This window comes from Deltaproteobacteria bacterium, assembly GCA_019308995.1.
Lineage (GTDB): Bacteria > Desulfobacterota > Desulfarculia > Adiutricales > JAFDHD01 > JAFDHD01.
Map to the genome: position 1 here is coordinate 1 of JAFDHD010000004.1, position 26,456 is coordinate 26,456.

A 26,456-nucleotide genomic window follows, 5' to 3' on the forward strand; every position below is an offset into this window, starting at 1 on the left:
GTGGCCTTCTTCCTGGCCGGGGGATTGAGGAAAGTCATTCGAGACCGGGCCGAGGTTTCGTGCGCCCGCCTTCCGGAACTCACGTCTTATCTGGGCCTGGTGGCTTTGGGAACCGTGGCTGACATGGTGCCGCTGACCAGGGTCAACAGGATTCTCGTGAGTGAAGGTCTCAAACATTTAAGCAATTCGGCCTGGCCCGGCCTGGTTGCCCTTAAAGAGGTTAGCGACCTCGGTCCGGGCCGGCCGGTGACAGCGACCGATGTGGGGTTCAGGCTGGCGCCGCGCCTCAATGCCGCCGGGCGCCTGGATTCCCCGCAGCCAGGTCTCGACCTTCTTTTGACTCAAGATGCTGGCCAGGCGCAGGTCCTGGCGGCCATTCTGGAAAGCCACAACAATAAACGGAGACAGCTCCAGGAGCAGATCGTGCGCCAGGCCAAGGACATTCTACAGGACGATCTGTATGACAGGCGCAAGTTCATTATCCTGGCCCGTGAGAACTGGCACCGCGGCGTACTCGGTATCGCGGCTTCCAAGCTGGTTGAGACTTTTCACAAGCCCGCCATTCTGCTATCAATCAAAGACGGTCAGGCACAGGGCTCAGGTCGGTCAATCGAGGGTTTCAGTCTGTTTGAGGCCCTGAATCAATGCCAAACTATCCTGGATCATTTCGGCGGACATGACCAGGCTGCCGGCCTGGCTTTGATTGCGGAAAATGTTCCCCGGCTGGCCGAAGCCTTAGAAGAGATAGCTGTTCGGGAATTAGGTGAAAAAGACTTAAGCCCTGGGCTGCGCATCGAGGCGGAGCTGAGTCCGGAGGAGCTCACTCAGGGTCTGGTTCAGCAGCTTTTGAGACTGGCTCCCTTTGGTTCTGGGAATCCCGAACCCACCCTGGCTGTGGCCGGGCTTAAGGTTCTATCCTGCGCCATCGTCGGCCAGAACCACCTCAAACTTCGTCTCAAAGGCAGAAACCGTATCCTGGATATTATTGGCTTTGGTCTGGGAGATCTTTTACCCGACTTGGGACCTCAAGTATCAGTCGCTTTACGGCCGCTGACTTCGATCTATCAGGGCCAGGTCACTCACGGCTGGCAAGCTGTTGATATCAAGACAGAAACAGGTGAGGCGTCTTGATTGTGGCTGTTTTCAGCAGGAGACCGCGCCGCAGGCAGTGAGAAAACTCCCCCTTTTTAAAAGGAGAATTAAAGGGGTGATTACTTCGCGGAGCCTGTTAAGAGCGAACGCCAAGGGCTATAAATGACAAGCTCCAAGACATTTTAATCTTCTAATTTTGGGACATAACACTAGTAGCGGGGCCAAGCCTGCCTTTGTTTCGTGATTCTCCTATTGAGTAATTTTCTTCATATATTTGAGGAATTCGTCATCGTGAGTAAGCACCAAGGTAGTGCTCTCAGCTAAAGCCGTCCGGTAGGCCTCCAGGGAGCGTGTAAAGGCGTAGAATTCCTTGTCCTGGTTAAACGCTTCCGCATAAATGCGCGTTGCCTCGGCATCCCCATAGCCCTTGAGAGACTGGCTTTTGCGGTAACCCTCAGCTATAATTATAGTCCGTTTCCTCTCTGCGGTAGCCCTGAGTGTGATTGAGACCTCCTGGCCTTCAGAGCGGTATTTTTTAGCCTGACGTTCCCGCTCGGCCCGCATGCGGCCAAAAACGGCTCGTTCATTCTCCTGGGGCAGGTCAACCCGTTTTATTCGCACATCTCTGACACTGATCCCATATTCCTTGGCCTTGGTGTTAGAACGCTCGGTGACACTGTTCATGATATCCGAACGAAGCTTGGTAATGATATCAATCATGATGTGGCGACCTAGCTCGACCCTGAGTTCGGCATAGATAATGTCGTCCAGGCGGGCCATAGCCCCACTCACGTTACGCACGGTTTTATAGAACTGGAGCGGGTCAATAACCTGCCATTTGGCGTAGTTGTCCACCACGAGGTTCTTTTTATCCGCCGTGAGAATTTCCGCTGGAGCCGCATCATAGTCCAGGAGGCGTCTCTCAAAGAATTTGACCTCCTGTATGAAAGGCATCTTCATGTGCAAACCGGGGGCCTTGATGTCGCCGACCGGTTTCCCCAGCTGCAGGATAATGGCCTGTTTGGTCTCGTCCACGGTAAAGAAAACCATGTTGATGACAATGAGGGCCACAACGATAATGACCACGATTATTCCTAGTTTTTTGCTCATGTTTTTCCCCTCGTTGATTGAATGACGGTGATTACTTCTCTTCAGTCGCCTTCTGACCGGACCCAAAAGCTTGCAAGGGGAGAAGAGGCAGGACCCCCGCGGCGCCTTGAGACAGGATGAATTTACCGGATTCGGCCAGGATTTCCTCCATTGTTTCAAGGTAGAGCCTCTTGCGGGTCACCTCTTTGGCCTTGCGATATTCCGCCAGCAGTGCGAGGAATCGAGCGGCATCGCCCTGGGCGCGTTTGATCTTTGATTCTTTATACCCTTCAGCCTGCTGAACCATCTCGGCCGCCTTGCCTTTGGCTTTGGGTATGATGTCATTGGCGTACCCTTCAGCCTCGTTTATGTAACGATTCTGATCTTCCCGTGCTGAGGCTACATCTTTAAAGGAAGCAATAACCTGCTCCGGTGGCTGAACCTTTTGAAGCTGGACCGCAACCACCTCCAGGCCAGACTCATATGTGTCAAGGATTTTTTGGAGCGATTTTTTGGTGTCCTGCTGGATACGAAATTTGCCTACGGTGAGGACCTCGTCAATTTTGTTTTGGCCAACGACTTCTCGCATGGCCGCTTCAGTGGCATCCCTGATCGTCTTGACCGGATCGGCTACCTGGAAGAGGAAATTAGTCGGATGTTTGATCAGATACTGGACAATAAACTGAATATCAACGATATTCTCATCCCCGGTCAGCATGAGGGCCTCCACCGGAACGGGACGATACCTTGGTGGCGGACCCGGGTGCACCACCCGAAAGCCGATTTCAAAACGGCGCACTTGAGTCACCTTGGGCTTCATGACCGTTTCGATCGGATATGGTAGATGGTAATGGGGGCCGGGTCCGGTTTCCGATGTATAACGGCCGAATCGTTTAATCACGCCGACCTCGTCCGGAGCGACGATGTAAATTCCGGACAGGATCCAGATCAGGACCACGATGATGATCAGGATATAACCGGAAGGCAGCCTCTTGCGCAGACGATTGAAATCCGCCGCCAGTTTATCCATGTCCGGTGAGCCTTTTCCGTCTTTCTGCCATTTTTCCCAATCCATAGGTATAATTCCTCTTTTTTATTTAAAGGTTTTAATTACTGAAACAACATGTCCAAGCTTGAATAAAATAACCGTATATTGATATTAATATTATAGCCCATGTAGCAAGTCAAGACAAACCAACCAGGTGCGTTAACATTTTATCCGCGCCGCGATTTCCCGAACCCGCCCCATGATCTCGTCCAGGTCAAGCGTGTTTAGCCGACCGTCCTCGACCAGGACCTGGCCGCCCACGACAACGGTGCTGACCTCATGGCCGGAAGCGGCATAAACCAGGTGGGAGAAAGGGTTATACATGGGTTTGAGGTTGGGCTGGTTGAGATTCAAGACAATCAGGTCGGCCTGCCGCCCTGGGGTCAATGTCCCGATTCGGTCAGTCAGGCTGAGGGCCTCAGCCCCGCCTGATACGGCCAGGTTCAAAACCTGGGACGACGGAAGCGTGGTGGGGTCCCGGGTTGCGACCTTGTGCATCAACGCCGCGGTGCGAATCTCTCCGAAGAGATTGAGGTCATTATTGCTTGCCGGGCCATCGGTGCCTAAAGAGACACGCACCCCTCTTTTTAACATCTCGGGCACCCGGGCCAGTCCTGAAGCCAGTTTCATATTACTTTCCGGGCAGATAACCACCGGAACCTTTTTCTCAGACAAAAGATCAATCTCTTCATCATCTACGTGGACGCAATGCACGGCCAGGGTGGATTCATCCAGGAGGCCCAGGGCATCGAGGTAACGAACCGGCGTCTGACCCTGTTCCGAAAGGATTTGCCTGACCTCATTCTCAGTTTCAGCCAGATGAATTTGCAGGATGACACCGGTTTCCCGGGCCAGCTCCTTACTGCGCACCAGCGTAGCAGAAGAGCAGGTGTACGCAGAATGGCAGAAGACGGAAGGCCTGATCAGGTCGGAAACCCCGTTCCAGCGCTGTATAAACTCCCGCGCCTTGTTTACGTTTTCGGCTGGGTCCGGCTGGCCAGGCGCTGGAAAATCTATGACGCCCTGGCCCAAGACGGCCCGCATCCCCACTTCCTGAACCGCCCGGGCGGTCTGATCTTCAATAAAGTATCCATCCCCGACACAGGTGGTTCCTGAAAGGAGCATCTCGGCCAGGGCCAGTTTGGTTCCCCAGTAAACAAGGTCCTCGTTCACATGAGCGGCCTCAGCCGGGAAAATATGCTCATTCAGCCAGGCAGAAAGAGGCAGATCATCGGCCAGGCCCCGGAAGACGGTCATAGCGGCGTGGGTGTGGGCGTTGACCAGGCCGGGCATGATAAGGCCGGAATCAGTTGTGATGATTTTTTGGGCCTTGACTCCTTCCTGAAGGTCGGAAATGGACCCAACATTGACAATGATTCCATCGCGGATGGCAACGTACCCGCTGCTGATGGGAGCCGCCCCTGGCTCCAGGGTCAGGATCAAGCCGCCTTTAATGAGCACATCAATTTCTTGGTTCATTTCAAAATGCTTCCAAGGCGATCAGTTGGAACTAAGAAGGTCTGTCATTCGGGTTAAACATCCCCGCCTCTGACCAGGAAAACGCCTCGCAGCTTCGGCCGCATTTCGTGCCTTACTTCTTGATGACTTCAGCCATGATCTCAGAAATTTCAGCCATTTTAAGGAATAGCTCTTCCAGGTCCAGCGTCGTCAGACGACGATCCTCCATCAGAACCCGTCCGTGAACCACGGAATGAATCACATCCGCGCCTGAGGCGGCATAGACCAGGTGACTCCTCGGATTATAGAGCGGAGTCAGGTGCGGTCTATCCAGATCGAGAACGATCAGATCGGCGAGATATCCCGGGGCGAGGCGGCCGATTTTATCTCCCATACCGAGGACCCGGGCCCCGATGGTCGTGGCCATGTCCAGGACCGTATTGGCGTCCATGACCGTGGGATCGAGCCGGGACATTTTATGCAGCTTGGCCGTGATATCCATTTCACCAAACATATCAAGATTGTTGTTTGAAGCGGCGCCGTCGGTTCCCAGACCAACAGGCACGCCGGCGTCCAGTAATTCGGGCACCGGGGCTATGCCTGAGGCCAGCTTCATATTGCTGCTCGGGTTGTGAACCACCCTGACGCCGCGTTTGGCCAGAAGCTCAATTTCACCATCTTCAAGGACGACACAGTGATCGGCGATGAGATTGGGCGAAAGCAGGTCCAGGTTGTTTAAATGCTGAATCGGCGAGGCGTTATACTGTTTTTTAATGTCAGAGACCTCATGCGGTGATTCAGAAGCGTGGATGATCAGAGGCACCTTTTTTTTATCGGCCAGGTCTTTGCAGGCCTTAAGCAGGTCAGGGGAGCAGGTATAGAGCGCATGAGGTTCGACGGCGATGCTCACGCGCTCATGGCCGTGCCACTGGTCAATAAGCTTTGCCGTGAACTTGAGACTTTCTTCAGCAGGCCCATAATTAGGGGACGGGAAGTCATACAGAACTTCGCCCACCAGAGCCCTCAGACCCGACCGTTCGACCGCCCGGGCCACCTCATGCTCAAAGAGGTACATATCACAAAAAGTGGTGGTCCCTGAAAGAATCATCTCTGCACATCCAAGCAAGGCCCCCCAGTAAACCATATCGCCGGTCAATTTTTTTTCAGCCGGGAAGATCGCTTCGTTGAGCCAGGTTGCGAGAGGGAGGTCGTCGGCCAGTCCGCGAAAGCAGGTCATGGAGACGTGCGTATGCGCATTGATCAAACCTGGCATGACCAGAGTGCGGCCGCCGGTCAGAACCCGGGCGCCCGTTCCGTGAGCGGCCATAATTTCGTCTCGAGGCCCCACCGCCATGATTTTTGATCCGCTGACGGCTACCGCTCCGTTCGCAATGACTGCTCCCGGCTTGTCCTGGGTGAGGATGATATCTCCTGCTGCTATTAGATCGGCCATGGTCTTATTCCCCTTAAGTATTTAGGTCGGCTCGTTTCTTTAAATTCAGCGGCCCGGTTGTTAAATGTCCTGCCAGTATAGACATTTCCCCCGGCATTTCAAGACATTGAACTATCGCCTTTTAATAAGGTATTGACAACTACTTTGAGGCGCTATCATACTCAAACCTCGAAATTACGCCTCAGCCCTTTGGAGAGTTTTAATAATAGGCCTGACAAAGCTTATTTTAAGTGCCTGGCGGGCCGGGTATATAGCGCGCGGATTTTAATGTAGTGTTTAGACTTGGTTCCGCAGCCAGTTGAATCTGCCTGATTTGTTTCTATAATATAAAATATCTTTAAACCTTTTCCTTGAATTGTGCTCCGGTCTGATGATAGTCTGATTTCATGAAAAAATCTTTATCCCAAGGGATGGGAAATGCAGATTAATGAATTCATGAGCCGCGAGGTATTTACAGTCCAGGCAACGGCCAGCATCGAGGAGGCGGCAGCGTTGCTCAAGGAACACGACATCAGGCACCTGCCTGTGGTCGAAGGGAAGAAGCTGATCGGCCTGGTCACTGAGGGAGAGATTCGCGGTGCGATCTTTCCAGCCATGATCGAAGACATCGGAGTCAAAGACTTAATGAACACGGACCCCATAACCGTTCGCCCTGAGACCCGGCTCGAAGAGGCGGTCCGTTTGGTATATCAGCACAAAATAGGGTGCTTACCTGTAGTTGATCACGACGGGAATCTTATGGGCATCATAACCGTGGTTGACATGCTGGCTTCTCTGATCGAGCTGATGGGGCTTCTTTCAGAAAGCTCCCGGCTTGATTTGGCCCTGCCATCACGGCCCGAGGCCTTCGAGGAAGTTACCCATATTATTCAGGCCAATGGAGGCCAGATCGTCGGTGTGAGCCTGACGCAGGTGAGTGAGGGCCAGCCGGTTTATCTTTTTCGTCTTAAGAAAATGAATCTCGACCCTATGGTTAAAAAACTGGAGAAGGCCGGATTTAAAGTCATTTCCAAACTGGATTAAATTGTTGCTTCAAAGTTTTTATGCCAAAATCCAGCCAGAGAAAGATGATTCTGGTCAAATGTTTTCAAAACAGAGGATATAACCTTTACGCAGCCGATACGGGGCGACATGAAGCGAGGTCAATGTGGCTAGGAAGTACAAAGTAAACAAGACTTACCAGGAAATAAATGACCGGATCAAAAAGGGTAAGGCCGTCGTTTTAACCGCGGAAGAAGTCATGGCGGTGGTTAAAAAAAGCGGGCCGGTCAAGACGGCCCGAGAGGTGGATGTGGTTACGACCGGAACCTTCTCACCCATGTGCTCTTCAGGCGCTTTTTTGAATTTCGGACACACCAAACCGCCCATTAAGGCTTCCCGTGTCTGGATTAATGATGTGCCCGCCTATGCCGGTGTGGCCGCGATTGACGTTTATATCGGCGCAACCGAACCGGCTGAAGGCGATCCACTGAACAGTGTCTATCCAGGCGAGTTCAAATACGGCGGCGGACATGTTATTCAGGAGTTGACCGCGGGTAAGAAAGTCAGGCTTCAGGCCACAGGTTATGGCACGGACTGTTATCCGAGGCGAGATTTTGAGAAATCCTTCACCGTGAATGAACTCCCGGATGCGATCCTCTGTAATCCCCGCAATGGGTATCAGAATTACAACTGCGCCGTCAATTCGACCAGAAAGATAATTTACACTTACATGGGGCCTCTCAAGCCTCATTTTGGAAACGCCAACCACTGTACCTCAGGCCAGCTGTCCCCGCTTTTTAATGATCCATACTTCATGACCATCGGCCTGGGCACCCGGATCTTTCTGGGCGGGGCTCAAGGTTATGTCACCTGGCCGGGAACACAGCACAACCCTGACCCGCCGCGAGGCAAAAACGGCGTGCCTCTCAAGATCGGCGGAACGATGATGGTCGTGGGCAACCTTAAAGAAATGAACCCCCGCTATCTGGTCGGGGCCTCCATACTCGGGTACGGCTGCACTCTCACCGTTGGACTGGGTATCCCCATACCAATTCTCAATGAGGAGATAGCCCGGTTTGTGGGGGTTTCTAATGACAAGATATTTACCCAGGTCGTGGATTATGGTGTGGATTACCCCAAGGGAACGGGCAAGACGTTGGGCCAGGTCAGCTATGCCGAACTTTTTTCCGGCACGATTACCTTGGCTGGAAAGGAGATTCCAACCGTCCCTCTCTCTTCTCTGATAATGGCTCGTGAAATTGCCGAAATTCTCAAACAATGGATCCAGCAGGGTGAGTTCCTGCTGGGCGAACCCCAGATGCTCCTGCCTTCGGTTCGGAAATAGGAGAGACAAAGGCATTTTCTCAGGCCGAAATAAACCCCGTCGCTCGTCTGACCGCGCTTAAGCCAGGCAAATATGAGAGCAGGGTTTATCCCCGTGCGGACAGGTTCATTCGGAAAATTATTTTTTTTAGCTTAAAGCAGGGCCTTGATTTCCCTTTCCCAAAAATTCCTCTGGACAACTCCGGTCACCTGCCTCACGGTTTGACCCTGACGATTGATCAGGAAGCTGGTCGGTATCCCTCTAAAATTCCCGTAATCCCTTACAATCTTTTTTTTCTGCTCGCCAGCGTAAAGAACGATGTAATTGACCTTATACTGGGCTGCAAACTGCCTGACGCGTCCCATGTCCGAGGTGTCGAGCGAGACGCCGATGATGTTCAAGCCGGATGGTCCGTATTTCTCTTGGAGCTGCACGAAGTCCGGGATTTCTTCCCGGCAGGGCGGGCACCAGGTGGCCCAGAAGTTGAGAAGGATCACTTGGCCTTTAAAGTCCGACAGGCCGATCATCTTGTGCTCCAGGTTTGGCAGGATAAAGTCCGCGGCCCGGGGGTACTGCTTGTCATTTTCCGCAGTGCAGGAAAGCATCACTACTGACAGAGCCAGGAGCATGAACAAAAGGCGATAGGTTTTTTTCATTAACAATGCCTCTTTTTTGCTTATTTTCATAAATGTAACACGGCCTGGTTCAATGTAAACCCCGCCTGAGGTTGAATTTGGAGCTTCCCTTGATCGGCCGGCCCTTCCTGATGGCTTCCCTCACTTCACGGGCCGTTGTCCGGGGATGCGGATCGAATTCCAGGTCAATAATGAAGGCCTTCACACCGGCCAGGGACTTGAACTTAAGCAGCGGGGATAGAAACATGGGCTGTTCGGCAAAAACCTGGCAGATTCCACCATTAACATACAGCCTGAATCGTTCCCGGCGAGAACTCAACACCGGCAGGTTATCCCTGAGACCGGCTGGATTGAAACGCGAGGTGAACAAAGGAGGACGGCCATAGATATAGAGCAGACGGGCTATCGGGCCGGGCCGACTCAATATCCGCCTCAAGCCCTTTTCATCGTTTTCCACGGATAACGTCACTCCGTCCAGCCCCAGGACCTTAAGCTGCGCCTCGGCCTGAGTATTGAGGCAGTTGAGGCGGTGGTCGGCATAGATTTTCAGCCTGCGGCCCGGCCGCTTAATAAGGGACTGGCTCAACATATCAAGATGACCCAGATTGGAGATCATCAGCCCGGCGAAATTCATTCGTTTCAGAGCCGTCAGATCCTGACGGAGCTCCTCCGCTTCCGGACCGAAGAGCAACGGCGGCAAGGCCCAGATCACCCGTTCGAATAAATGACCCCGCCGCCGCTTGAGTTTCATGGCCCGTTTCAGGTTGGACCTGGTCAAAGGCAGGATGATTCTGCCCGGCTTGAGCTCGCTCAGGTCTGAAACTTCCTCGGTTCGAGCCACCCGGTACCAGGCCTCGGGCCTAGATCGGCCGGTCGGAGCCAGGGCTGTCCTGGACCTTGGTTTGAAATCGTTCAGGATTCGATTCAAGTTTTGGGAGGCCTTGAGCCTTGGGAGCGGAGCTTTTTTAAAATCCATGATAAAAGGGGAACGCAGGGATTCCTTTTCTCCGCGGGCGCTGTCCACCTTGAATATCAGGTCGCCGCTGGACAGTGGGAAGGGTGAGTTTAAAACGACTTCCTGCCTTTGAGCTGCTTTTTTAATCTTTGATTCGGCCTGTATCATTGCCTTGAGGGTAAAGGCCTGGCGCTCGCCGCCCCGCTTGAATTGCGCCCGGAGACGATCCCCGACCATGACTTCGGACTTCAGCTTTATGCGGCCGCCGCCTTGGACCGGTTCCTTGATCCGGCCCAGGTAGAGTCCTGATGTGGGGGAAAGGTCCGGGGCCAAGGCATCGGCCGGTTGAGAACTTAACAGGAAGCCTTTTGAACCTTTGCGCCCCAAACTCTTCTCGATCAGGCTTCTGGCCTCAGCCAGGGCCTGCTCCCAGTTCTCCTCTGAAGCGTCCACTAGTATTCGGTAGGCCTTGACCACAGTGGAAACATAATGAGCTCCCTTCATCCTGCCTTCAATTTTTATGGCAGCCAGGTTCAAATTTTTCATCGAGCGTATCAGCTCGGCTGCGTCCAGATCGGTCGGGGAAAAAAAGTAGGCGGTCCTCCGGCCGCTGGTATAACGCCGGCGGCAGGGCTGAGTGCAGGCTCCCCTCAGGCTTCCTTTACCGCCGAGAAAGCTGGACATGAGGCAGAGTCCGGAAAAACAAAAGCATAAAGCCCCATGGACAAATACTTCCAGGCCGAGGTCCGTATTTTGAGACAGCGCTTTGATTTCCTTCAGGGTTAGTTCACGGGCCAGGATGGCCCGATCAAACCCGAGCTTTTCCAGAATACGAAGTCCGGATAAGTTGTGGCAGCCCATCAGCGTGGAAGCATGGACTTCGAGGATGGGGAAGTGCTTTTTAATCATATTTAAAAGACCCAGGTCCTGAAGGATGAGTGCGTCCGGTTTGATTTGAACCAGGGCTTCCAGCGTTCGGGCCGCTGGTAAAAGGTCCTCCTCTTTGAAAAGGGCGTTAATAGCGATGTAAACTTTAACTCCACGTTCGTGAGCCACCGGAACCAGCCGGGCCAGATCCGTCAGGGAAAAATTTTCGGCAAAGGCCCGGGCTGAAAATTCCTTTAGGCCTAAATAAACGGCGTCCGCACCGGCATCAACGGCTGCGGCCAGGGTGGCCAGGCTGCCTGCCGGCGCCAGAACTTCCAGCTTGCGCCTAGCCATGTGACTTAAAAAGGGTCTGGATTGGTCTTTGGTTTTTTTCAAGCGCTGATTCCTCAAATTCGCTGACCTGCCTGGTGAGCATGGCCAATACGGTTGCGATCGTGATTAAGACCTCAGTGGATTTTGACTTTTTCAGCCTCTTTTGTCCATAAAAAATATTGCGCTTTTTCCTGAAGCCTGCCTGTTTTTTTATATATGTATTTTTTCGCGATGAAGGCAGGGGCCTTCATCGGGTAATCCTCAATCCAAATTTAATCTCTTGTTAAGTTTGAAGAGATGCTGGAAAGACCCCTTGTCAGCGGTCGGGCCGTTGAAATAGTCTGCGTTAAGATTAGACCAGCAATTATAGCTTGTGAATACCAATCGTATATGCTAACACTAACAACAATTCCTGATCAGAAAGGCCGCTTTACAGGGTAGAAACTCTGATGATAGCCGGGAGAAACGATGCTGGTGAAGTTCTGGGGGGTGCGGGGCTCAATTCCGGCGCCGATCCGTACAGAGCAGGTTAGCGCCAAGATAATAAAGGCCCTGAGCCTGGCTAAAAATGTAGACCTTGAAGACGAAGAAGCCATTAGCAGCTTTGTCCAAGGCCTGCCTTTTGAGATTAAGGGAACTTATGGCGGAAACACCGCATGTGTGGAGGTCCGCAGCGGAGAAACGATTATCATCCTGGATGCAGGTTCTGGGGTCAGGGACCTGGGGCTTTCCCTTATGAAAGACAAATTTGACGAGGGAGAAGGCACCGCCCATTTTCTCATCAGCCATACGCACTGGGATCACATTCAAGGCTTCCCTTATTTCGTCCCGGCCTTGGTTTCGGGCAATCGAATTCTGATATACAGCCCCAAAGAGGATCTGGCCCAGAGGTTCATTGCCCAGCAGATGGATCAGGACATGTTCCCAATTCGTCTGGAGACCATGGGGGCTGAAATTGAATTCGTGCGTCTTGCCGAGCAGAATGTGGATATCGGCGGGCTCTCGGTCAGCCATATGTTGATGCGTCATCCCGGCGGGTCGTATGCCTACCGGCTGGAAGAGAATGGCAGAGCGCTAATTTACGCCACCGATGCCGAGTATCCAAAGCTCAATCAGACGGCTATTCAGCCTTATCTTGATTTCTTCACAGGCGCGGATACCCTGATATTCGATGCCATGTATACCTTTTCCGAGGCGGTGGCTAAAATAGGCTGGGGGCATGGCGCTGTCTATGTTGGAGTTGATCTAGCCGTGAAGGCCGGTGTTAAACGCCTGGTGCTCTTTCATCACGAGCCGACGTATGATGATGATAAGTTCAAGGAAATCCTTGAGAAGACCAAAACCTACTACAATCTGGTCCGGGAAAACACTGACCTGGAGATCATAATAGCTATGGAGGGGCTAGAGCTTGAAATTTGATCCGGGTAAATTGGCTTTTTTTAAATTTTTGGTTCATCTGAACGCTCTGCCTTTTTTGTTTAAAAGAGAGCTGGAAGACTTTTCCCAGGCATAAGAATATTACATGACTCCTAAATTCAGCAATATCAGAGCCTCAATCAATAGACCCGATAAGCCCCTTCGCTCGAATTCATGACCTTACATATCTGGTTGCCAGGGTTTTTTCAGCAGCTTTTTTGGAGATAAACCAGATTTAAAATCCTCGTCCATCCCGGTTAAAAGTCATTTTCAAGCCCCCAGCATGTTGCTCCTGTTAACCGATGCAGCTCATACCAAGTTGCGATCAAACATTTACTAATGAATCGTCATTGCGAGCGAAGCATAGTAGGGTTGGCCTTTATTGACATATGAAAGACCAGAAATATACGGGCGGGGATAAACCCCGCCCCTACTCTAAACCGGTATTGTAGGGGTGGGGTTTATCCCCGCCCTCTTCCAAAACTTGAAAATAGTTTCTTTGCCAAATAACCCTATGGCTCCTGCCGAAGGACCTAGCGCTCGCAATGACAGGAAGGTGGATTTTGTACATAGTTGAATGCAACTTAATATTATTTTGTCTCAGGTCATTTAAGCCCAAGGCAGGAGATGGTTGGAGGGTCAAAAAAAATGCTTCGAGATTCCATTGTCAATCCTTCTCTGGGATGATATCTTGAATATCAAATCGAAATTCACAGCATTGCCGCTAGGGCCAGAGGCAAGAACATGGAAAATGGCAGTATGAGACAGAAGGTTAGAGATATATACGGGTTTATCCAGAATAACCTTTATCTGAACCGCCCGGATATGAGGGTGGGGGAGGAATCCTTCAACTCAGCGCTTCTATTCAGCCTCTTGACCGCCCTGAATCGCGGCAAGGAACTCATCATCGGTGAACCGGGGCTCGGAAAGACCACGTCGGCCGAGTATGTCGGCGCCATGATCTATCGGCTGCCGCTGGGTTTAATTTGGGCCAGCGAGGTCTCAGGTCACCCGGAACAGACCGAGGAGAAGATCATCGGCCGACCCGATCTCGGTCGCCTGAATCAGGGTGAGGAGGTGGTGGTCTGGTCCTATCTGGCTCAGCTTCCCATTAAGATCATAGATGAAATCAACCGACTTCCCGAGACCAAGCAAAGCATGATCCTGGATGGTGTGGACCGTGGCAACTGGGAATACCTGAACGATGTGATCATCAATGAGGAGTTCTGCCTCTTTGCCACAGCGAACTATCAGGACCGGGGGACCAATACCCTGATCGCCCCGTTGATAGATCGGTTCGATGTGATGGTGGAATCCAGGCATCCAGGTGCTAACATGGCCTATTTGATCGGCATGAAGGAGAGGTATGAGAATGTCTTGAGAAGGCCTCAATACGAGCGAAGGTTTCAGGAGATCCTGCTTAAACGGCAGGACTATCACGACAAAATGAAAGGAATCGAGAAACTCTGTGATCGTTTCGGAGAGCACATGGACAAGGAATTTCAAGTCAAGATGTTAAGCCGGGGAGAAAGAGAACAAATTCGAGGCTCCATCCAGGAGCTTCCCCTGGATCTTGACGCCAACGCCTTTCTGAGGACCGGAATTGCCGAGTTATCCTTCTGCTATAAATATGGCCAGAAACGCACCGACGAACATTGCGGGGAAGGCTGTCACTACACAGGCTATCTCTGTCACCGTATCAAGAACTGCATTTCCAACCGCTTTCCCATATCGGTCAGAACCTATGCCCAAGCCCTGGCGTGGCTGCTCGGGGATGAAGCTGTGGGTGTTGAGCACATCAAGGCCGTGATGCCTTACACCCTGGCTCACAGGCTTCAGTGGAAGGAGGAGTACATCGCTCAAAAACAGGGAGACGAGCGCAGGGATCCTTTTCAGATCCATATGGCCAGGGAGACGGTCAACGAGATTTATAGACGGTACAACGAACAGAGCCATCTCATTAAAAACGCCCTGGCTGTGGCCTATCAAGCCCGATCGGGTGAAGATTTAGAGCCTATTGAGGGAGATCACCCGATCTATGCTGAAATCAAGCGAGATCTCAATGAGGTTAGGTAGATGATAAATCTTTTTCAGGATTTTAAGGATTATCCTTATACAAAAAAGGAGATCCCTCTCGACCGTATCGTCCGGGCCAAGGAGAGGGTCATGGACGAAATCATAGGGGGATATTTGAAGCTTGTGGAGGAGGAGGTTAAGGACCTGGTCTGGCTGGTGGAACACAGCCGGGTCGTGAAAACATACTCTTCCGCGCTGCAAACCATCCAGGACCTTAATTACGACATTGATGACATCGAAGAACTCTGCCTCGAACTCTCCAAAGGGAAGAAAATTCCTTATCTGATCTCAGGTCCCGCAGGCGTATATATTTCTGCCTTGTGTAACAATGTCAAGGAAGAAATTATCCACCTCAGATTAAACGATCTCGAACAGACCTTTCATTTCCTCGGTTACCGGCTTCCTGAAGAAAAGACTCTTATTCTCGAAGGCGACATGGGCGATTTTATCGGCGCCGGACTCTCAGGGGGAAAGCTGATGGTAAAGGGTTCCGCCGGAAACTGGACCGGTGTGGGAATGATGAAGGGTGAAATCTTGATAACAGGATACGCCGGGCAAAATACAGGGGAATGGATGAGAGGCGGGGAGATCCATGTTGATGGCCAGATTCAGGGAATTGGAAAAAGGATATTCGATGGATGCATTTACCAGCGAGAACGGCTTGTCTTTCCCCGTGACCAGGCCACAAGCTGACAGAAAAAAGAAGTGCGGGAAGTGACGGATAGACGAGAAAGCAAATACGATCCATTGATTAAAGATATCTGGGTCAAGGTGCGGGAAAAGCATTTCTTTCCTGAACTGCCTGATCCAACTATCTCCGAATCAATGGACCGTGTCGCCCTGGAGATCAAGAGTAAGCAGATCACGTTGAGCCAATCCTTCATGGAAAAGGCGGCCGAGCATCTCCCCATGGAAAACGTGATCGAGGCCCTTCTTGATCACGGCGTAGCTCATTATACTTACTGTCCCTGGGATTTTCATACCCATCTGATCCTTTATCAACAGGCCAAGAAAGTCCTCAAGGACAAGGACATGGCCCAAAAATCAACTGACTACTTCATGGATGTGGTTGCTGACACCCATTGCTTCAAGGAAAAGGATACACCGATTCCTGAACTGTACCGCCACCTCGATAAAGGGGTCATGGACGAAGCCATCCACGCCCTGTACCAGAAGATATGGGCTGAAAACCTCAATGTTCAGGGTTATGAGGAGTTGTCCAGAAAGCTCTCTCGAATCCCATACCTTGACAGGAAACTATGGCCCGAGAGTCTCTACCGCTTTTCAAAAATACTTCAGGGTCTGCTGGAATCGGAAAAAGAATCCGGGGCGCTGAACCAAACCAATCCCATGGGGCAAAATGATTTACAGAGATATTCTTCCGAGGAGATAGATCAAGGCCTCAGAGAGTTCGCCCTGACAACAAGCAACCCGGGTGAATTTAAGGAACTCGTGAAGGATTTCGAAGAGGAACTTCAAGAGGTGGAGAAGGAGCGTAACCAGAACATGGGTCTCGGGCCGGGGTCCCCTCTGGATGCCAATGTTCTTTTTTATATGAAGCTGGCCGAGAACTACTCCCTCCCGATAAAGAAAACTCCCCTCGAAATGAACGGTTCCCTTTACCCTTTTAGTCACTCACCCTGGGAAGTTGGTAAACCGTTTCGGGATATTGATCCCTGGACAAGCTTTGGAAAGGTGATGCCCGGGATCACTCAGGTTTGGGAGCGGAGAGAGGGCGCAACCTTCGGTGAGGAGGAAGGGACGCCTGACTGCATTATTGTCATTGACTCATCAGGCAGCATGACCAACCCCAGACAATACCTCTCTTACGCCGTCCTGGGCGCAAGCTGTGCTGCGGACGCTTACCTCCGAAACGATGCTTCTGTGGCAATTTACAACTTTAGCGACGCTAACGCCGGTGACAGGCTTGTCCTTGATTACACTCGCGACAGAAAGACGATTTATCAGGCCGTCTGCCGTTATTTTGGAGGAGGCACCAAGCTTAATGTCGAAGACATCAAATCCCTCCAGCGTCCATCCCAACCCGACATCTTCATCATTACCGATATGCAAATTACTAACCTGGAGGTTCTCATCGGCTATCTCAATGAGCTTGAGAATCGGGTTACCGCCGTTCATATCGGGGAAAACAAATATGTCAGGCACTTCTGGAAATCCATGGCCATCCGGAAGAGTATCAGTATCTATCCGGTCCATAAAAAGGAGGATATTCCAAAGATCGTCCTTGGAAAGATTAAAGAATATTTTAAATCCGTCTCCTGAAGCAGCAGTTATACATGAATACTATAATGCTGGTCGGGTTTGGTGAGAATTTCAGACCCTGGGCCTAGGTCAAGGCCTGAAGTCTTGGCCTTTATTGACATCTGAAAGACCAGAAATATACGGGCGGGGATAAACCCCGCCCTTACTCTAAATCGGTATTGTAGGGGCGGGGTTTATCCTCGCCCTCTTCCAAAACTTGGAAACAGTTTCTTTGTCAAATAACCCTATGGCTTCTGCCAGAGGGCCGGGGGCTCGCAATGAAATTCATTAGTAAATGTTTGATCGCAACCTGGTATTAATCTTTTTCCCCCCGCTACCGCAATTGGCAGAAGAACTTTCCGATTATGCCCGTTTGGAAGGAATTCCTTTTCAATCGGAAGATATTGTCGCCATTGACGCTAAAGGCATAAGCCAGGAATATAAAGAGACTGAGGGGAACCACCTTTTGAGAAAAAAAGGGTTTCCGCTCAGCCGGCAGCAGGCGCTTCGCTTTTTAGCTCAGCGGCGATGTGTTCGGAAATCTTCTCGGCTGAAGCGCCGAAGAGGTCTTCGATGGGAAGATAATCCAGGTATTCGTCCTTCCAGAGGTGGCCGATCTCTTCCACCAGGTTTCGGATGTGATGATACTTACCGCCCAGGGCTTCGAGCTTCTTTTGAACTGGCACTTCCTTTTTGAATTCAATGTTGAACAGCAGGAGGTGATCAATTTTGATATCACTGGAAATAACCGGAACGACAAGAATACTTCTGCTGTCCCTTTTTCCTTTGCCAATAAAGACATTCCCCTGCTTGACAATGATGCGCTTGGTCCCCCGGAGCTTGTTGTCGCTCTCAACCCGTGAAGCCAGGTCTTGGGCGCTGCCTTCCTTCTTGACGACGTAAATGGTCGAATCTTCAACCGGCTCGCCCAGTATATTCAGCCCGGCGATACGGTAAAGGGTAGTCCCTTTTATCTCACTGATGATCTCCTGCATACGCCTCAAGACCAGGATATTGCTGGTCGTGAGATGATTCTTGTCAAAACCACCGATTTCGAGTGCGTCGAAAAGAAGTCCTTCCACCTTTTCCGAAATCCTGCTCGTTCCGACGGTAACGGTCTTGGCCTGGTGCTTGATGGCGTCAATGGGCCGGGCCATCTCCATGATGATATTCCCAATGTATTCGAAGAAGGCCCGCAGCATGTTGGGAGCGGTTCCCCTGAACCCGAAATCAAACTCAAAATCAGAAGAAGGCAGCCTGCCTGCCAGGTACTTCAGCAGGAGCGTGATATCCGAGGCCGCACAGGTGGCCATGGCCGTGGCGTACCGGTCCTGTCTTATCCTCTGCTTGAAGACCCGGTAAATCTGCGCCGCCTTTTCCCTGAAGGACTCGTCCAGCACAATCTCGTAAATATCCAGGCCCTTGGCCAGGGAGCTGTTCACGTGTTCATGAATCTCCTCTCGGAAATTGAAGAGGTGCCGTGATTCCTCATTAATGGCCAGGGCGGCGTTGTATCCCCAGATGTGACCGGCGAGGGTATTGATGATCGGGGCAAAGCGCTCGGTGATTTCAGGCACATAAATAACCGCATCGGCATAAGGATCAAACCGGTGTTCGCCTTCCGTGGCTACGACAATGGGTGTGCCTTGATGCGCCTTGAAGATAGCCGTGTCCTTGACAATGTCGCTGATGACGTCATCACTGTTGCCTGCCGCGCAAATGAAAATCAGCGGCTCAGCTGAAAGGTCAATGTGCTTCTTGTCTTCGACCACGTCAGAGGAGATGGTTTTATAACAAAGCTCGCTCAGTTTTATTCTTATTTCATCGGCCGAGATTTTATTAGGCCCGCTGCCCACCACGGCCCAGTCTTTTTTGGTTACGGCGAACCTCTTGGCGGATTGACCGATATCTTCAGCCACGGCCAGGACCTTCTCCATGCAGGAAGGCAGCCTCCACAGTTGTTCTATCTCGGACAGAATGAAATCGTCGCTCAGGGTCCCGAGCAGTTGAGCCACCTTGAGGCCCAGGATGCTGCCAGCCACGATCTGGGAGTAGTAAGCCTTGGTGGAAGCGACCGACATCTCGATGTCTCGGCCGCTGCTCGTGTAAAGCACCCCGTCTACCTTAAAGGTGATGTCCGAGTCGCGCCGGTTGACAATAGCCAGGGTGTGAGCGCCCCGTTCTTTGGTCATGTCCACGGCGCGATTGGTATCGGTGGTGGTGCCGGACTGCGAGATGGCCACCACAAGGGTGTCTTCTTGCGTCTCTTCGAGCATGAAGCCGCTGAATTCGGACGCCTTCACAGCCGAGATCTGAATGTCTGCTCCCTTGAGGTAGTATTTGAAAAACTCGGCGCATCCCAGGGCCGCCACGCCAGCGGTGCCCTGGCCGATAAAAACCACCTTTTTGATTTTCCTCTCCCGGATGGCCGTAGCCAGGCGGGATGGGATCACCGAATCATCCAGGAGGATCTGGGGCCGCCGGTGGCCGTCTTCCTCAAGAATGGCCAAGCAGCCTTGAATCGTCTGTTCAACCGACCGGGGTGACTCCGAGATTTCCTTGAGAAAGTAGTGCGGGTAATGCTGACGATCAATGTCCCGGGAGGTGATTTCGGTTTCATTGATATCCTGTTCAGAAAGCCTGATCGGGGTTCCGTCATAATACATGGCCTTGATCCCCTCAAGGCCTCCCTGGGAGTCGCAATCCAGGACGAAGATCTGACCTTGAATTTTGCCCGAAATCCCGTGCACCATCTTCTCCCCGTCCAGCTTGAGATACCGGGAAGTCTGCTCTACAAAACCGTAAACCTCAGAGGCAGGCACATAATGATCCTCAGCCAGGCCGACAAATATAGCCTGCCCGCTCCCTTTTTGCGCCAAAAAAATTTTCCCGGGGGCAAGATCGCTGTGCATGGCAATGGCATGGGAGCCCTCAAAATCACTCATGGCCAGACGAAAAGATTCCTCAAGACCCCTACCGCTATTGAGAAATCTTCCGATGTGAAGGGGAATGATCTTGGTGTCCGTGGAAACCTCCTCCGGAATCGTTCTGCCTGTTTCCCTTTCAAAATCCTGCTTCAGGCTCTGGTAGTTGTCAATGTCCCCGTTAAGGCAGACGTGGATAATCCCGTCAGAACCGTCAGGATCGTTGTCCACCGGATGGCAGTTCGGCACGCTGATCTCACCGACCGAGGCCCAGCGCGTATGCGCCATGGCGCTGTGATGCACGTGCGGCAGCCTGACCAGACGCTGAAATATGTCATCCTTCTGAACCTGCTCCCGCAGGAATCGAACATTATCCCCCAGGCTTCCCACCTCGGCCGCCACCTTATAGGTGAATACCAGGGAGGTCCACGTATCCTGATTATTCATCCTGATGCTGCGATTGGACAGGACGCGGTCAGCCTGTCTGGCCTCAAACTCATCAAAGAAATCGTTTTCTCGCAGCCCTTCTTGAAACGCCTGAAAGTCGGCCTTGCTGAGCCCGAAGAGGATCGAAATCCCGGCAGAATCTCTTCCCCTGACTTCAAGCCGATCAAGGTTGTTGAAGATGAGGTTGAGCTCCTTGAGCCGACTGACGGCCTGCGGCGTCTTGTCGTAAGAATCACAGCGCCCGAGGCTGCTAATTTCATCAATATTAAAAAGGATGTCACGCTTCAGGGACCACAGGATGTCCCGGACGTCGGACAGGCGGCGGGCGATGAGTTCGTCTTCTTCCGCTGTCAGGCGCGGCTTGTTCAGAAGCTTCAGCTTCTCCTCAGTTTCAATGAGGTTTTCGAGTTTGTTGCAGCAAACCGCAAGCTGCCTCTGCTGGCTTTGGCTTGAAAATACTTCGTAAAAACCATCCTGGCCTTTCAGTTTCCCGCAGAGACCTTTTATCTCTTGCAGGAGCTCCGGCCCGCCGAGGTAATATGCCTTTTGCTCCAGACCTTCCTTTTCGAGCCTCTCTCCATGGTGTGCTAAAAGCTTCTCCAGCTTGGGTTCAAGCTCCTGAAGGATCGGCCGTTCCTTTCCGGCCGACCGCCTTTTAAAGGCCAGCACGCCTGTGATCCCGCAGTTTAACACCGTGGGTTGGTATGGAAACAGTATTAGTGAGCCTTCCGGGACCGTTTCCAGGCTTCTTCCCCAGTATAGACTGGTGATGCCTTTTACTTTCAGAAACGTCTTTATTCTTTTTCGGATCATATCTTTTCCAACTATATGCTAACTGTCCGGGCCAAGAGATATAAATCGTTTTTCATTATAGTATCATAACCTAAGATCATGAAAACTAGGGCGATTGGCACAATCACTTTCCGTATATAGCTTTTTAAGCAGCTAAATATCACGGCTGGAAGCGGGTTACTCCCATTTCTGGGGCTTGGCCCTGACTTTATGACCGCTGGGAATGTGAAGTACAAGACCCTGGCCCGGGAACATTTTTTCCCGGGTATCAGGGGGACATGTTGACCTGGCTGGGACACATGAACATTAATTGCGCTTCCAGGTTCCGCTTTGACCGCCTGATTTTTCCAGGAGCAGTATATCTGAGATGACCAGGTCCCTATCCAGGGCCTTGACCATATCGTAGATCGTTAAAGCGGCGGCGGAAACTGCAGTCAAGGCTTCCATCTCCACGCCGGTCCGCCCCTCAGTCCTAACCTCGGCAAAGATGTCTATCCGCCCCTGGCCAGGCCTGGGTTCAAGTGTAACCTGAACATGGGACAGGTTTAAAGGATGGCATAAAGGGATGATCTCCGGGGTGTGTTTGGCAGCCATGATGCCGGCCACCTGGGCCACGGAAAGGACATCGCCTTTTTTAAGGCCGCGATCAATTACCAACTGAAGGGTCGCTTCGGACATCGAAACCGTGGCCCGAGCCTTAGCCCTCCTCGTCGTAACCTCCTTCTCCCCGACATCAACCATCTTGACCCGCCCGCGCTCATCGAGATGGGAGAATTCCGGCTGGCTGGCGGATTCCTGCCAATCGTCCCGGCTCAATGAAGGGCCTCCTTGACCTTGTCCGCGGCTTTATCCATCCAGGACCGTTTCTTCTTTTCCTGTTCCAGTAAGGCGAACTCCTTGAGCAGTCCCTCCTGGCGTTTGGTCAGGTCAACAGGGGTCAGGACCTTGATTTCCATAATCTGATCGCCCCGGCCCCGGCCTCGTAGACTTGGAAACCCCGCCCCTTTGAGGCTCAGGACTTCCCCGTTCTGAGTACCCTTGGGGATAGCCAGCTTTCGATTGCCATTCAGGGTAGGAACCTCAATTTGGGCGCCTAGAGTGGCATCTGCCATAGAAACGGGAATACGGCAGATAATATGATCTCCTTCCCGTTCGAAAAATTCATGAGGCCGTACATGGATCACCACATACAGATCACCGTTTGGGCCGCCCTGCCCTCCGGCTTCGCCTTCCCCGTGCAGCCGCAGTCTTGATCCGGTATCAACACCGGGAGGAATCCGAAGCGAAACGACTTTCTCTTGCTCGACCCGGCCCCGACCCTGGCACTCGGGACAGGGGTCATTGATAACCTTCCCCTGGCCGCCGCACCTGGGACAGGTTGTTGACAGCCGAAAAAAGCCCCTGGTTTGATTGACCTGGCCCAAGCCCTGACAGGTGGGGCAGATTTGAGGTCTGGTTCCAGACCGGGCGCCAGAGCCTTCGCATGCGCTGCAAATCTCCAAACGGGGGATGCGCAGCTCGATCTCCTTGCCAGTTGCCACATCCTCAAAGTCTATCTCCAAATCGTAGCGCAAATCTTGACCTGGCACAGACCAGGAACGTGAACGCCGCCGACCGGTCCCGAAGAAATCGTCGAAGATGTCTGAAAAACTCGAAAAGATGTCTTCAAAGCCGTGGAAACCCTGAAAACCGGCCCCCTGAAGCCCTTCATGGCCAAACTGGTCATAAAGCTGCCTCTTCTCGGGATCGTGAAGAACCTCGTAGGCTTCAGCCGCCTCCTTAAACTTTTCTTCGGCCTCCTTGTCCCCTGGGTTTCGGTCAGGGTGATATTTCAGCGCCAGTTTTCGGTATACCTTTTTAATCTCTTCCGTATCGGCATCCCGGGCGACACCCAAAACCTCATAATAGTCCGGTTTATTCACGTCTGCTTATCACCTTCCCGACCGTAGCCTGCAAAAAAACTGAAGCCGTCTTATTCGATGTCGTCTTCAGCACCGTCCTTTGCGTCAGAAAGCTGTAGCTCATCCTCGTCCTGACGATCATACTCATCAATATTATCCTGTGTTATCGCCCCGCTGGCTATCTCGCGCAGCGCCAGGACCACATCCTTGTTATCCCGATCAGACATAACAGGAGACCCGGACCGAATCTGGCGAACGCGGCGCGCGGCCAGGTGGACGAGGGAGAAACGATTATCCACTTTTTCCAAACAATCTTCAATAGTTACTCGTGCCATATCTTTACCTCGCTCCCTTTGTATCCTGCATAAATTTTTAACCGACCATATTATTTTACCATAATTCGTTGTTTTTATCCCTAGTTAAACAATCTACCTCTTTCCGGTGTTTGACTCCTCCTTAAAGGAGGCGGCCGGAGGTTTGAAATCAGGCAACAATTTTTCCAAAAAATCCGAATTCACCAGAACCACCGGATCGGTTCCGGCTCTTACAGCCAGGAGTTTCCCCGAGGCAGGCCTGGTGGAAAGAATTAGCTCAGCCAGGGGCTTTTCTGCACCCCGCAGCTTTATCTTGAAATCCGGCTTGTCCAGGCCGTATTTTTTAAGCGTTTCCTGTGTCGAATCCAGTAAGCGCTTATATTCCAGGTCTTCAAGGTCCATAAGAAAACTTACAATATGATGCTCCTCGGTCTGAGCCTCCTTAGGCTCGGAGACCTTCCAATGACCTTCCACCTTCTTGGCCTTGAGTGTTTGTTTCGGACCGCTTACCTCTATGAACTGAACGGCATGGCGATTAAATACCAAAAGATGTTTGTCTTTAATATCAAAAGGGGTCTGCTTTAAAACCTCAAAGGATTCTGCGTCAATAAGCAGGACCTCATCAGGGCGTTCACTATTTTTGGCCCAGTAGCCCTCGATTTCAGACCTGTCCTGTTTTTTTTCGTCAGTCACAGCCTTTTTCTTGGCCTGGCCCACGACAATCTCAGCGATAAGCTTTCCCCGGCTTAAGGCCTGTACCTTGACCAGGGGGTTATTAAAACCATATTTATCGTTGTCCGCCTGGGCCGATACAAATTCCTTGATCTCCCCTTTAATTCCTAATCTAAAAAGCTTCTCGATCTTGACGTTATCAGCCTGTCCAAGGTTGGGCTTGATAATGTCCCATTTCTGAGGCCCGACCTTCTTTAACTCCCCCTCCGCCGGGATTAGAAGGCGCAGGCCGTCAATTTTTGTCCGGTCAAAAATGACCAGGTCCTTGTTCCTGAGATCATAAAGGGTCTTATCAAGCGTTTGCTGCAGGTAAGCGGGGATGGTAAAGACCTCGCTGGTGCGCCCCAAGCGAGCGTAATAATATTCGGCCAGAGGATTTTTACCGCCCACATAGAGAGTCGGAGCCAGGGCCTTGGAATCTGCCAGGAAGGTCAGGGCCTGAGCAGGCTTTTCCAGGCCAAATTCAGTCATATCTTGGACCGGCTTCTTGAAAATACGCTCCTTTTTTTCCCCTAAAAAACGGTCAATCACGCTTTTGGCCGCCCAGGCCAGAGCTGGAGTCTCGATCGGTTCAGTAATCCACCACTCATCCTCGCCCCGACGCACCAAATAAATCTCCATATCCCGGTTTATTAGCTTAAAGCCGGTAATCTCTTCATCGTCGAGGGTAAAGAGCCTGGCCTGCGCCTCCTCAAATTCAGCCTCCTTGTCTTTGAGTTTAACTTCATACATAAAATAAAAGACACCGAGGATGATGAAGATGACCAGGTAAACGATCAGTTGACGGGGTTTCATTAGCGGCCTCTTCGGCGAACCAGGACCAGGGTTCCTATTACGAGAAGAACAAAAGGCAGGGCAACCACGGGCAGCCAGAAGACAAGCTTCCCTTGCAACGGCGATAAGATGAGCGGGTCTGATATCATCTCCTTGGGCCGAATGGACACCAGATCTTCCTCTTCAGCCAGCCAGCTGACAGCACTGAAAAAGAGGTCGCCATTGCCTTGAACGTTGACATAGCTGTTGCTCACGAAATCAGAATCACCGAAGACGATGAAACGACCCTCTGTCACGGTCCGGGTCTCCGCTCTAGAGCTGCTTTCTTCCTGCCTGTCAACACCCTCCACTGTTCCGACCACGCAGACGGACACCGGTCCGGCTAAGTCTTCTCCTTTGACATACCTGGCTCGACCCCGCCGCAGCTCCTCCAGGTTGGTCTCACCCCAGGCCTGTTTCTCGGTCTGTGCCAGGCTCCCGGCCTTCACGCCTTTAACCTTCCCTTCAATCACTGATACGGACCTGGCATAGGGGAAGAAGGAGGCCAGGGTAAAATTCCTGGTGACCGGGTGAGAGGTGTACTGCAGGATGACCGGCATGGTGTAATCGGCGCCGTATATACGGCTCAGTTGGTCCACAATGACGTCATCTCCCAGCCTGACATTAAAGCGGGTCAGGAACTTAACCAGCCTGGGACAGGTCTCAGGATCAATCATGAAGACGACCTTGCCGCCCCTCTTGAGATAGCGCTCCATGGCTTTCATCTCATTCAGGAAGAGATCTTTCCGGGGCCCGGCCACCACCAGAACGGCTGCGTCGAGAGGCGCGTCTGCAACCTGCATTAGCTTGAGTTTTTTCAGTTCGTAGTTCTGGTCTTCCAGGGTCTTTTTTACGGTACTGTAACCGTCCCGTCCGAATTCTTCGATGTCCTTTTCTCCATGGCCGACAAGGAAATATATCCGCTTCTTGTCTGTACGAACCAGCCGAATAATGGCATTGGTGAGCTGCTCCTCGGACAGGTTGAAAAGCTGTTCATTCCGTCCGGCAGCCTCGACCACGATGGTCCCGTTTCGAGTGACTTTGGCCGCCCTGACTCGAGCTGGCTCCCGGTCCGGGTCAACCATTTCGTATTCAAATTTAGATGAAGCGTGGGCGTACTGGTCCAGGATATCCCGCGCCAGGTCCTGTCCCGGACTATTTTCCTGAAAAAAGGCCTCGGCCTTGACCGGCTCTGTCAAACTCTTGAGCACCTTGACCGTCTGAGGCGCCAGGCTGAAACGCTTATTTTGCGTCAGGTCCCAGCGGGCGCTATGCCGGACTGTCATGATGGAAATAAAAATAATAATGCCTAGAACCAGGAGAACCGACAGGACAGAACCTGCTCCATACCGGGCCTGGCGGCTGAAAATGAAGGTCCGGATTTCTTTGAAATTGAAAAAGATATATACCGCAAGGCAAACGAGGGCCAGGACCCAGGGGACAAGATAGGCAGCCAGACGTTCAGGAACCAGAGCATAGGTCGCCGCGCCGATCAGGGCCAGAAGAACAGCGATCAATCCAAGGTAACGCGTAATGCTCTTCAT

At 51.9% G+C, this 26,456-nt stretch carries 19 protein-coding genes; 7 read left to right on the forward strand and 12 right to left on the reverse strand.

All coding sequences use genetic code 11. The features are described 5' to 3' along the window. The coding region (locus JRI95_01570; protein MBW2060229.1) for a single-stranded-DNA-specific exonuclease RecJ at window positions 1–1,131 on the forward strand (1,131 nt) is incomplete at its 5' end. 210 nt (window positions 1,132–1,341) lie between these two features. On the opposite strand, the gene JRI95_01575 is transcribed toward JRI95_01570, so the two are convergent. The 4 genes from JRI95_01575 to JRI95_01590 all read right to left on the reverse strand — a co-directional run bounded on the left by JRI95_01575 (window position 1,342) and on the right by JRI95_01590 (window position 6,140). Next, entirely contained in the window at window positions 1,342–2,202 is an 861-nt protein-coding gene (locus JRI95_01575) for a protease modulator HflC (GenBank protein ID MBW2060230.1), read from the reverse strand. A gap of 31 nt (window positions 2,203–2,233) precedes the next feature. Further along, the gene (gene hflK / locus JRI95_01580; GenBank protein ID MBW2060231.1) at window positions 2,234–3,211 is read right to left on the reverse strand and encodes an FtsH protease activity modulator HflK; all 978 of its coding nucleotides are present in this window, start codon (window positions 3,209–3,211) and stop codon (window positions 2,234–2,236) included. 177 nt (window positions 3,212–3,388) lie between these two features. Next, window positions 3,389–4,708 (reverse strand): amidohydrolase, encoded by a 1,320-nt coding sequence (locus JRI95_01585; GenBank protein MBW2060232.1) that lies wholly within the window; start codon window positions 4,706–4,708, stop codon window positions 3,389–3,391. A gap of 112 nt (window positions 4,709–4,820) precedes the next feature. Further along, window positions 4,821–6,140 carry an amidohydrolase gene (locus tag JRI95_01590; GenBank protein ID MBW2060233.1) on the reverse strand — a complete coding sequence of 440 codons (1,320 nt, stop codon included), beginning with the start codon at window positions 6,138–6,140 and terminating at the stop codon, window positions 4,821–4,823. 417 nt (window positions 6,141–6,557) lie between these two features. Here JRI95_01590 and JRI95_01595 point away from each other — a divergent pair, with 417 nt between their 5' ends. Then, window positions 6,558–7,163 carry a CBS domain-containing protein gene (locus tag JRI95_01595; protein ID MBW2060234.1) on the forward strand — a complete coding sequence of 202 codons (606 nt, stop codon included), beginning with the start codon at window positions 6,558–6,560 and terminating at the stop codon, window positions 7,161–7,163. A 124-nt stretch (window positions 7,164–7,287) separates the two neighbouring features. Beyond that, window positions 7,288–8,466, forward strand: coding sequence for a homocysteine biosynthesis protein (locus JRI95_01600; protein MBW2060235.1), 1,179 nt, complete (start codon window positions 7,288–7,290; stop codon window positions 8,464–8,466). A 131-nt stretch (window positions 8,467–8,597) separates the two neighbouring features. Here the strand turns inward: JRI95_01600 and JRI95_01605 are convergent, their stop codons facing one another. Next, window positions 8,598–9,101 carry a TlpA family protein disulfide reductase gene (locus JRI95_01605; GenBank protein ID MBW2060236.1) on the reverse strand — a complete coding sequence of 168 codons (504 nt, stop codon included), beginning with the start codon at window positions 9,099–9,101 and terminating at the stop codon, window positions 8,598–8,600. 49 nt (window positions 9,102–9,150) lie between these two features. Next, on the reverse strand, window positions 9,151–11,298 hold the full coding sequence (locus tag JRI95_01610; GenBank protein ID MBW2060237.1) for a U32 family peptidase: 2,148 nt from the start codon (window positions 11,296–11,298) through the stop codon (window positions 9,151–9,153). Window positions 11,299–11,703: 405 nt separating this feature from the next. On the opposite strand from JRI95_01610, the gene JRI95_01615 reads away from it, so the two are divergent. The 4 genes from JRI95_01615 (at window position 11,704) to JRI95_01630 (ending at window position 17,010) form a co-directional block, all read left to right on the forward strand. After that, complete coding sequence (locus tag JRI95_01615) at window positions 11,704–12,654, forward strand: MBL fold metallo-hydrolase (GenBank protein MBW2060238.1); 951 nt, start codon at window positions 11,704–11,706, stop codon at window positions 12,652–12,654. A 756-nt stretch (window positions 12,655–13,410) separates the two neighbouring features. Next, window positions 13,411–14,727, forward strand: coding sequence for an AAA family ATPase (locus JRI95_01620; GenBank protein MBW2060239.1), 1,317 nt, complete (start codon window positions 13,411–13,413; stop codon window positions 14,725–14,727). Continuing rightward, on the forward strand, window positions 14,728–15,420 hold the full coding sequence (locus tag JRI95_01625) for a hypothetical protein (GenBank protein MBW2060240.1): 693 nt from the start codon (window positions 14,728–14,730) through the stop codon (window positions 15,418–15,420). 21 nt (window positions 15,421–15,441) lie between these two features. Next, window positions 15,442–17,010 carry a VWA domain-containing protein gene (locus JRI95_01630; protein MBW2060241.1) on the forward strand — a complete coding sequence of 523 codons (1,569 nt, stop codon included), beginning with the start codon at window positions 15,442–15,444 and terminating at the stop codon, window positions 17,008–17,010. A gap of 467 nt (window positions 17,011–17,477) precedes the next feature. On the opposite strand, the gene JRI95_01635 is transcribed toward JRI95_01630, so the two are convergent. The 6 genes from JRI95_01635 to JRI95_01660 form a co-directional block, all read right to left on the reverse strand. Continuing rightward, on the reverse strand, window positions 17,478–21,173 hold the full coding sequence (locus tag JRI95_01635) for an SIS domain-containing protein (GenBank protein ID MBW2060242.1): 3,696 nt from the start codon (window positions 21,171–21,173) through the stop codon (window positions 17,478–17,480). A 285-nt stretch (window positions 21,174–21,458) separates the two neighbouring features. Next, entirely contained in the window at window positions 21,459–21,893 is a 435-nt protein-coding gene (gene moaC / locus JRI95_01640; GenBank protein ID MBW2060243.1) for a cyclic pyranopterin monophosphate synthase MoaC, read from the reverse strand. A 71-nt stretch (window positions 21,894–21,964) separates the two neighbouring features. After that, window positions 21,965–23,074 (reverse strand): molecular chaperone DnaJ, encoded by a 1,110-nt coding sequence (gene dnaJ, locus JRI95_01645; GenBank protein MBW2060244.1) that lies wholly within the window; start codon window positions 23,072–23,074, stop codon window positions 21,965–21,967. 50 nt (window positions 23,075–23,124) lie between these two features. Next, complete coding sequence (locus tag JRI95_01650; protein ID MBW2060245.1) at window positions 23,125–23,388, reverse strand: DNA-directed RNA polymerase subunit omega; 264 nt, start codon at window positions 23,386–23,388, stop codon at window positions 23,125–23,127. 93 nt (window positions 23,389–23,481) lie between these two features. Beyond that, a complete protein-coding gene (locus tag JRI95_01655; protein ID MBW2060246.1) occupies window positions 23,482–24,894 on the reverse strand; it encodes a DUF4340 domain-containing protein in 1,413 nt (470 codons plus the stop codon). Continuing rightward, a complete protein-coding gene (locus tag JRI95_01660; protein MBW2060247.1) occupies window positions 24,894–26,456 on the reverse strand; it encodes a Gldg family protein in 1,563 nt (520 codons plus the stop codon). Before JRI95_01660 ends, JRI95_01655 begins: the two co-directional genes overlap by 1 nt.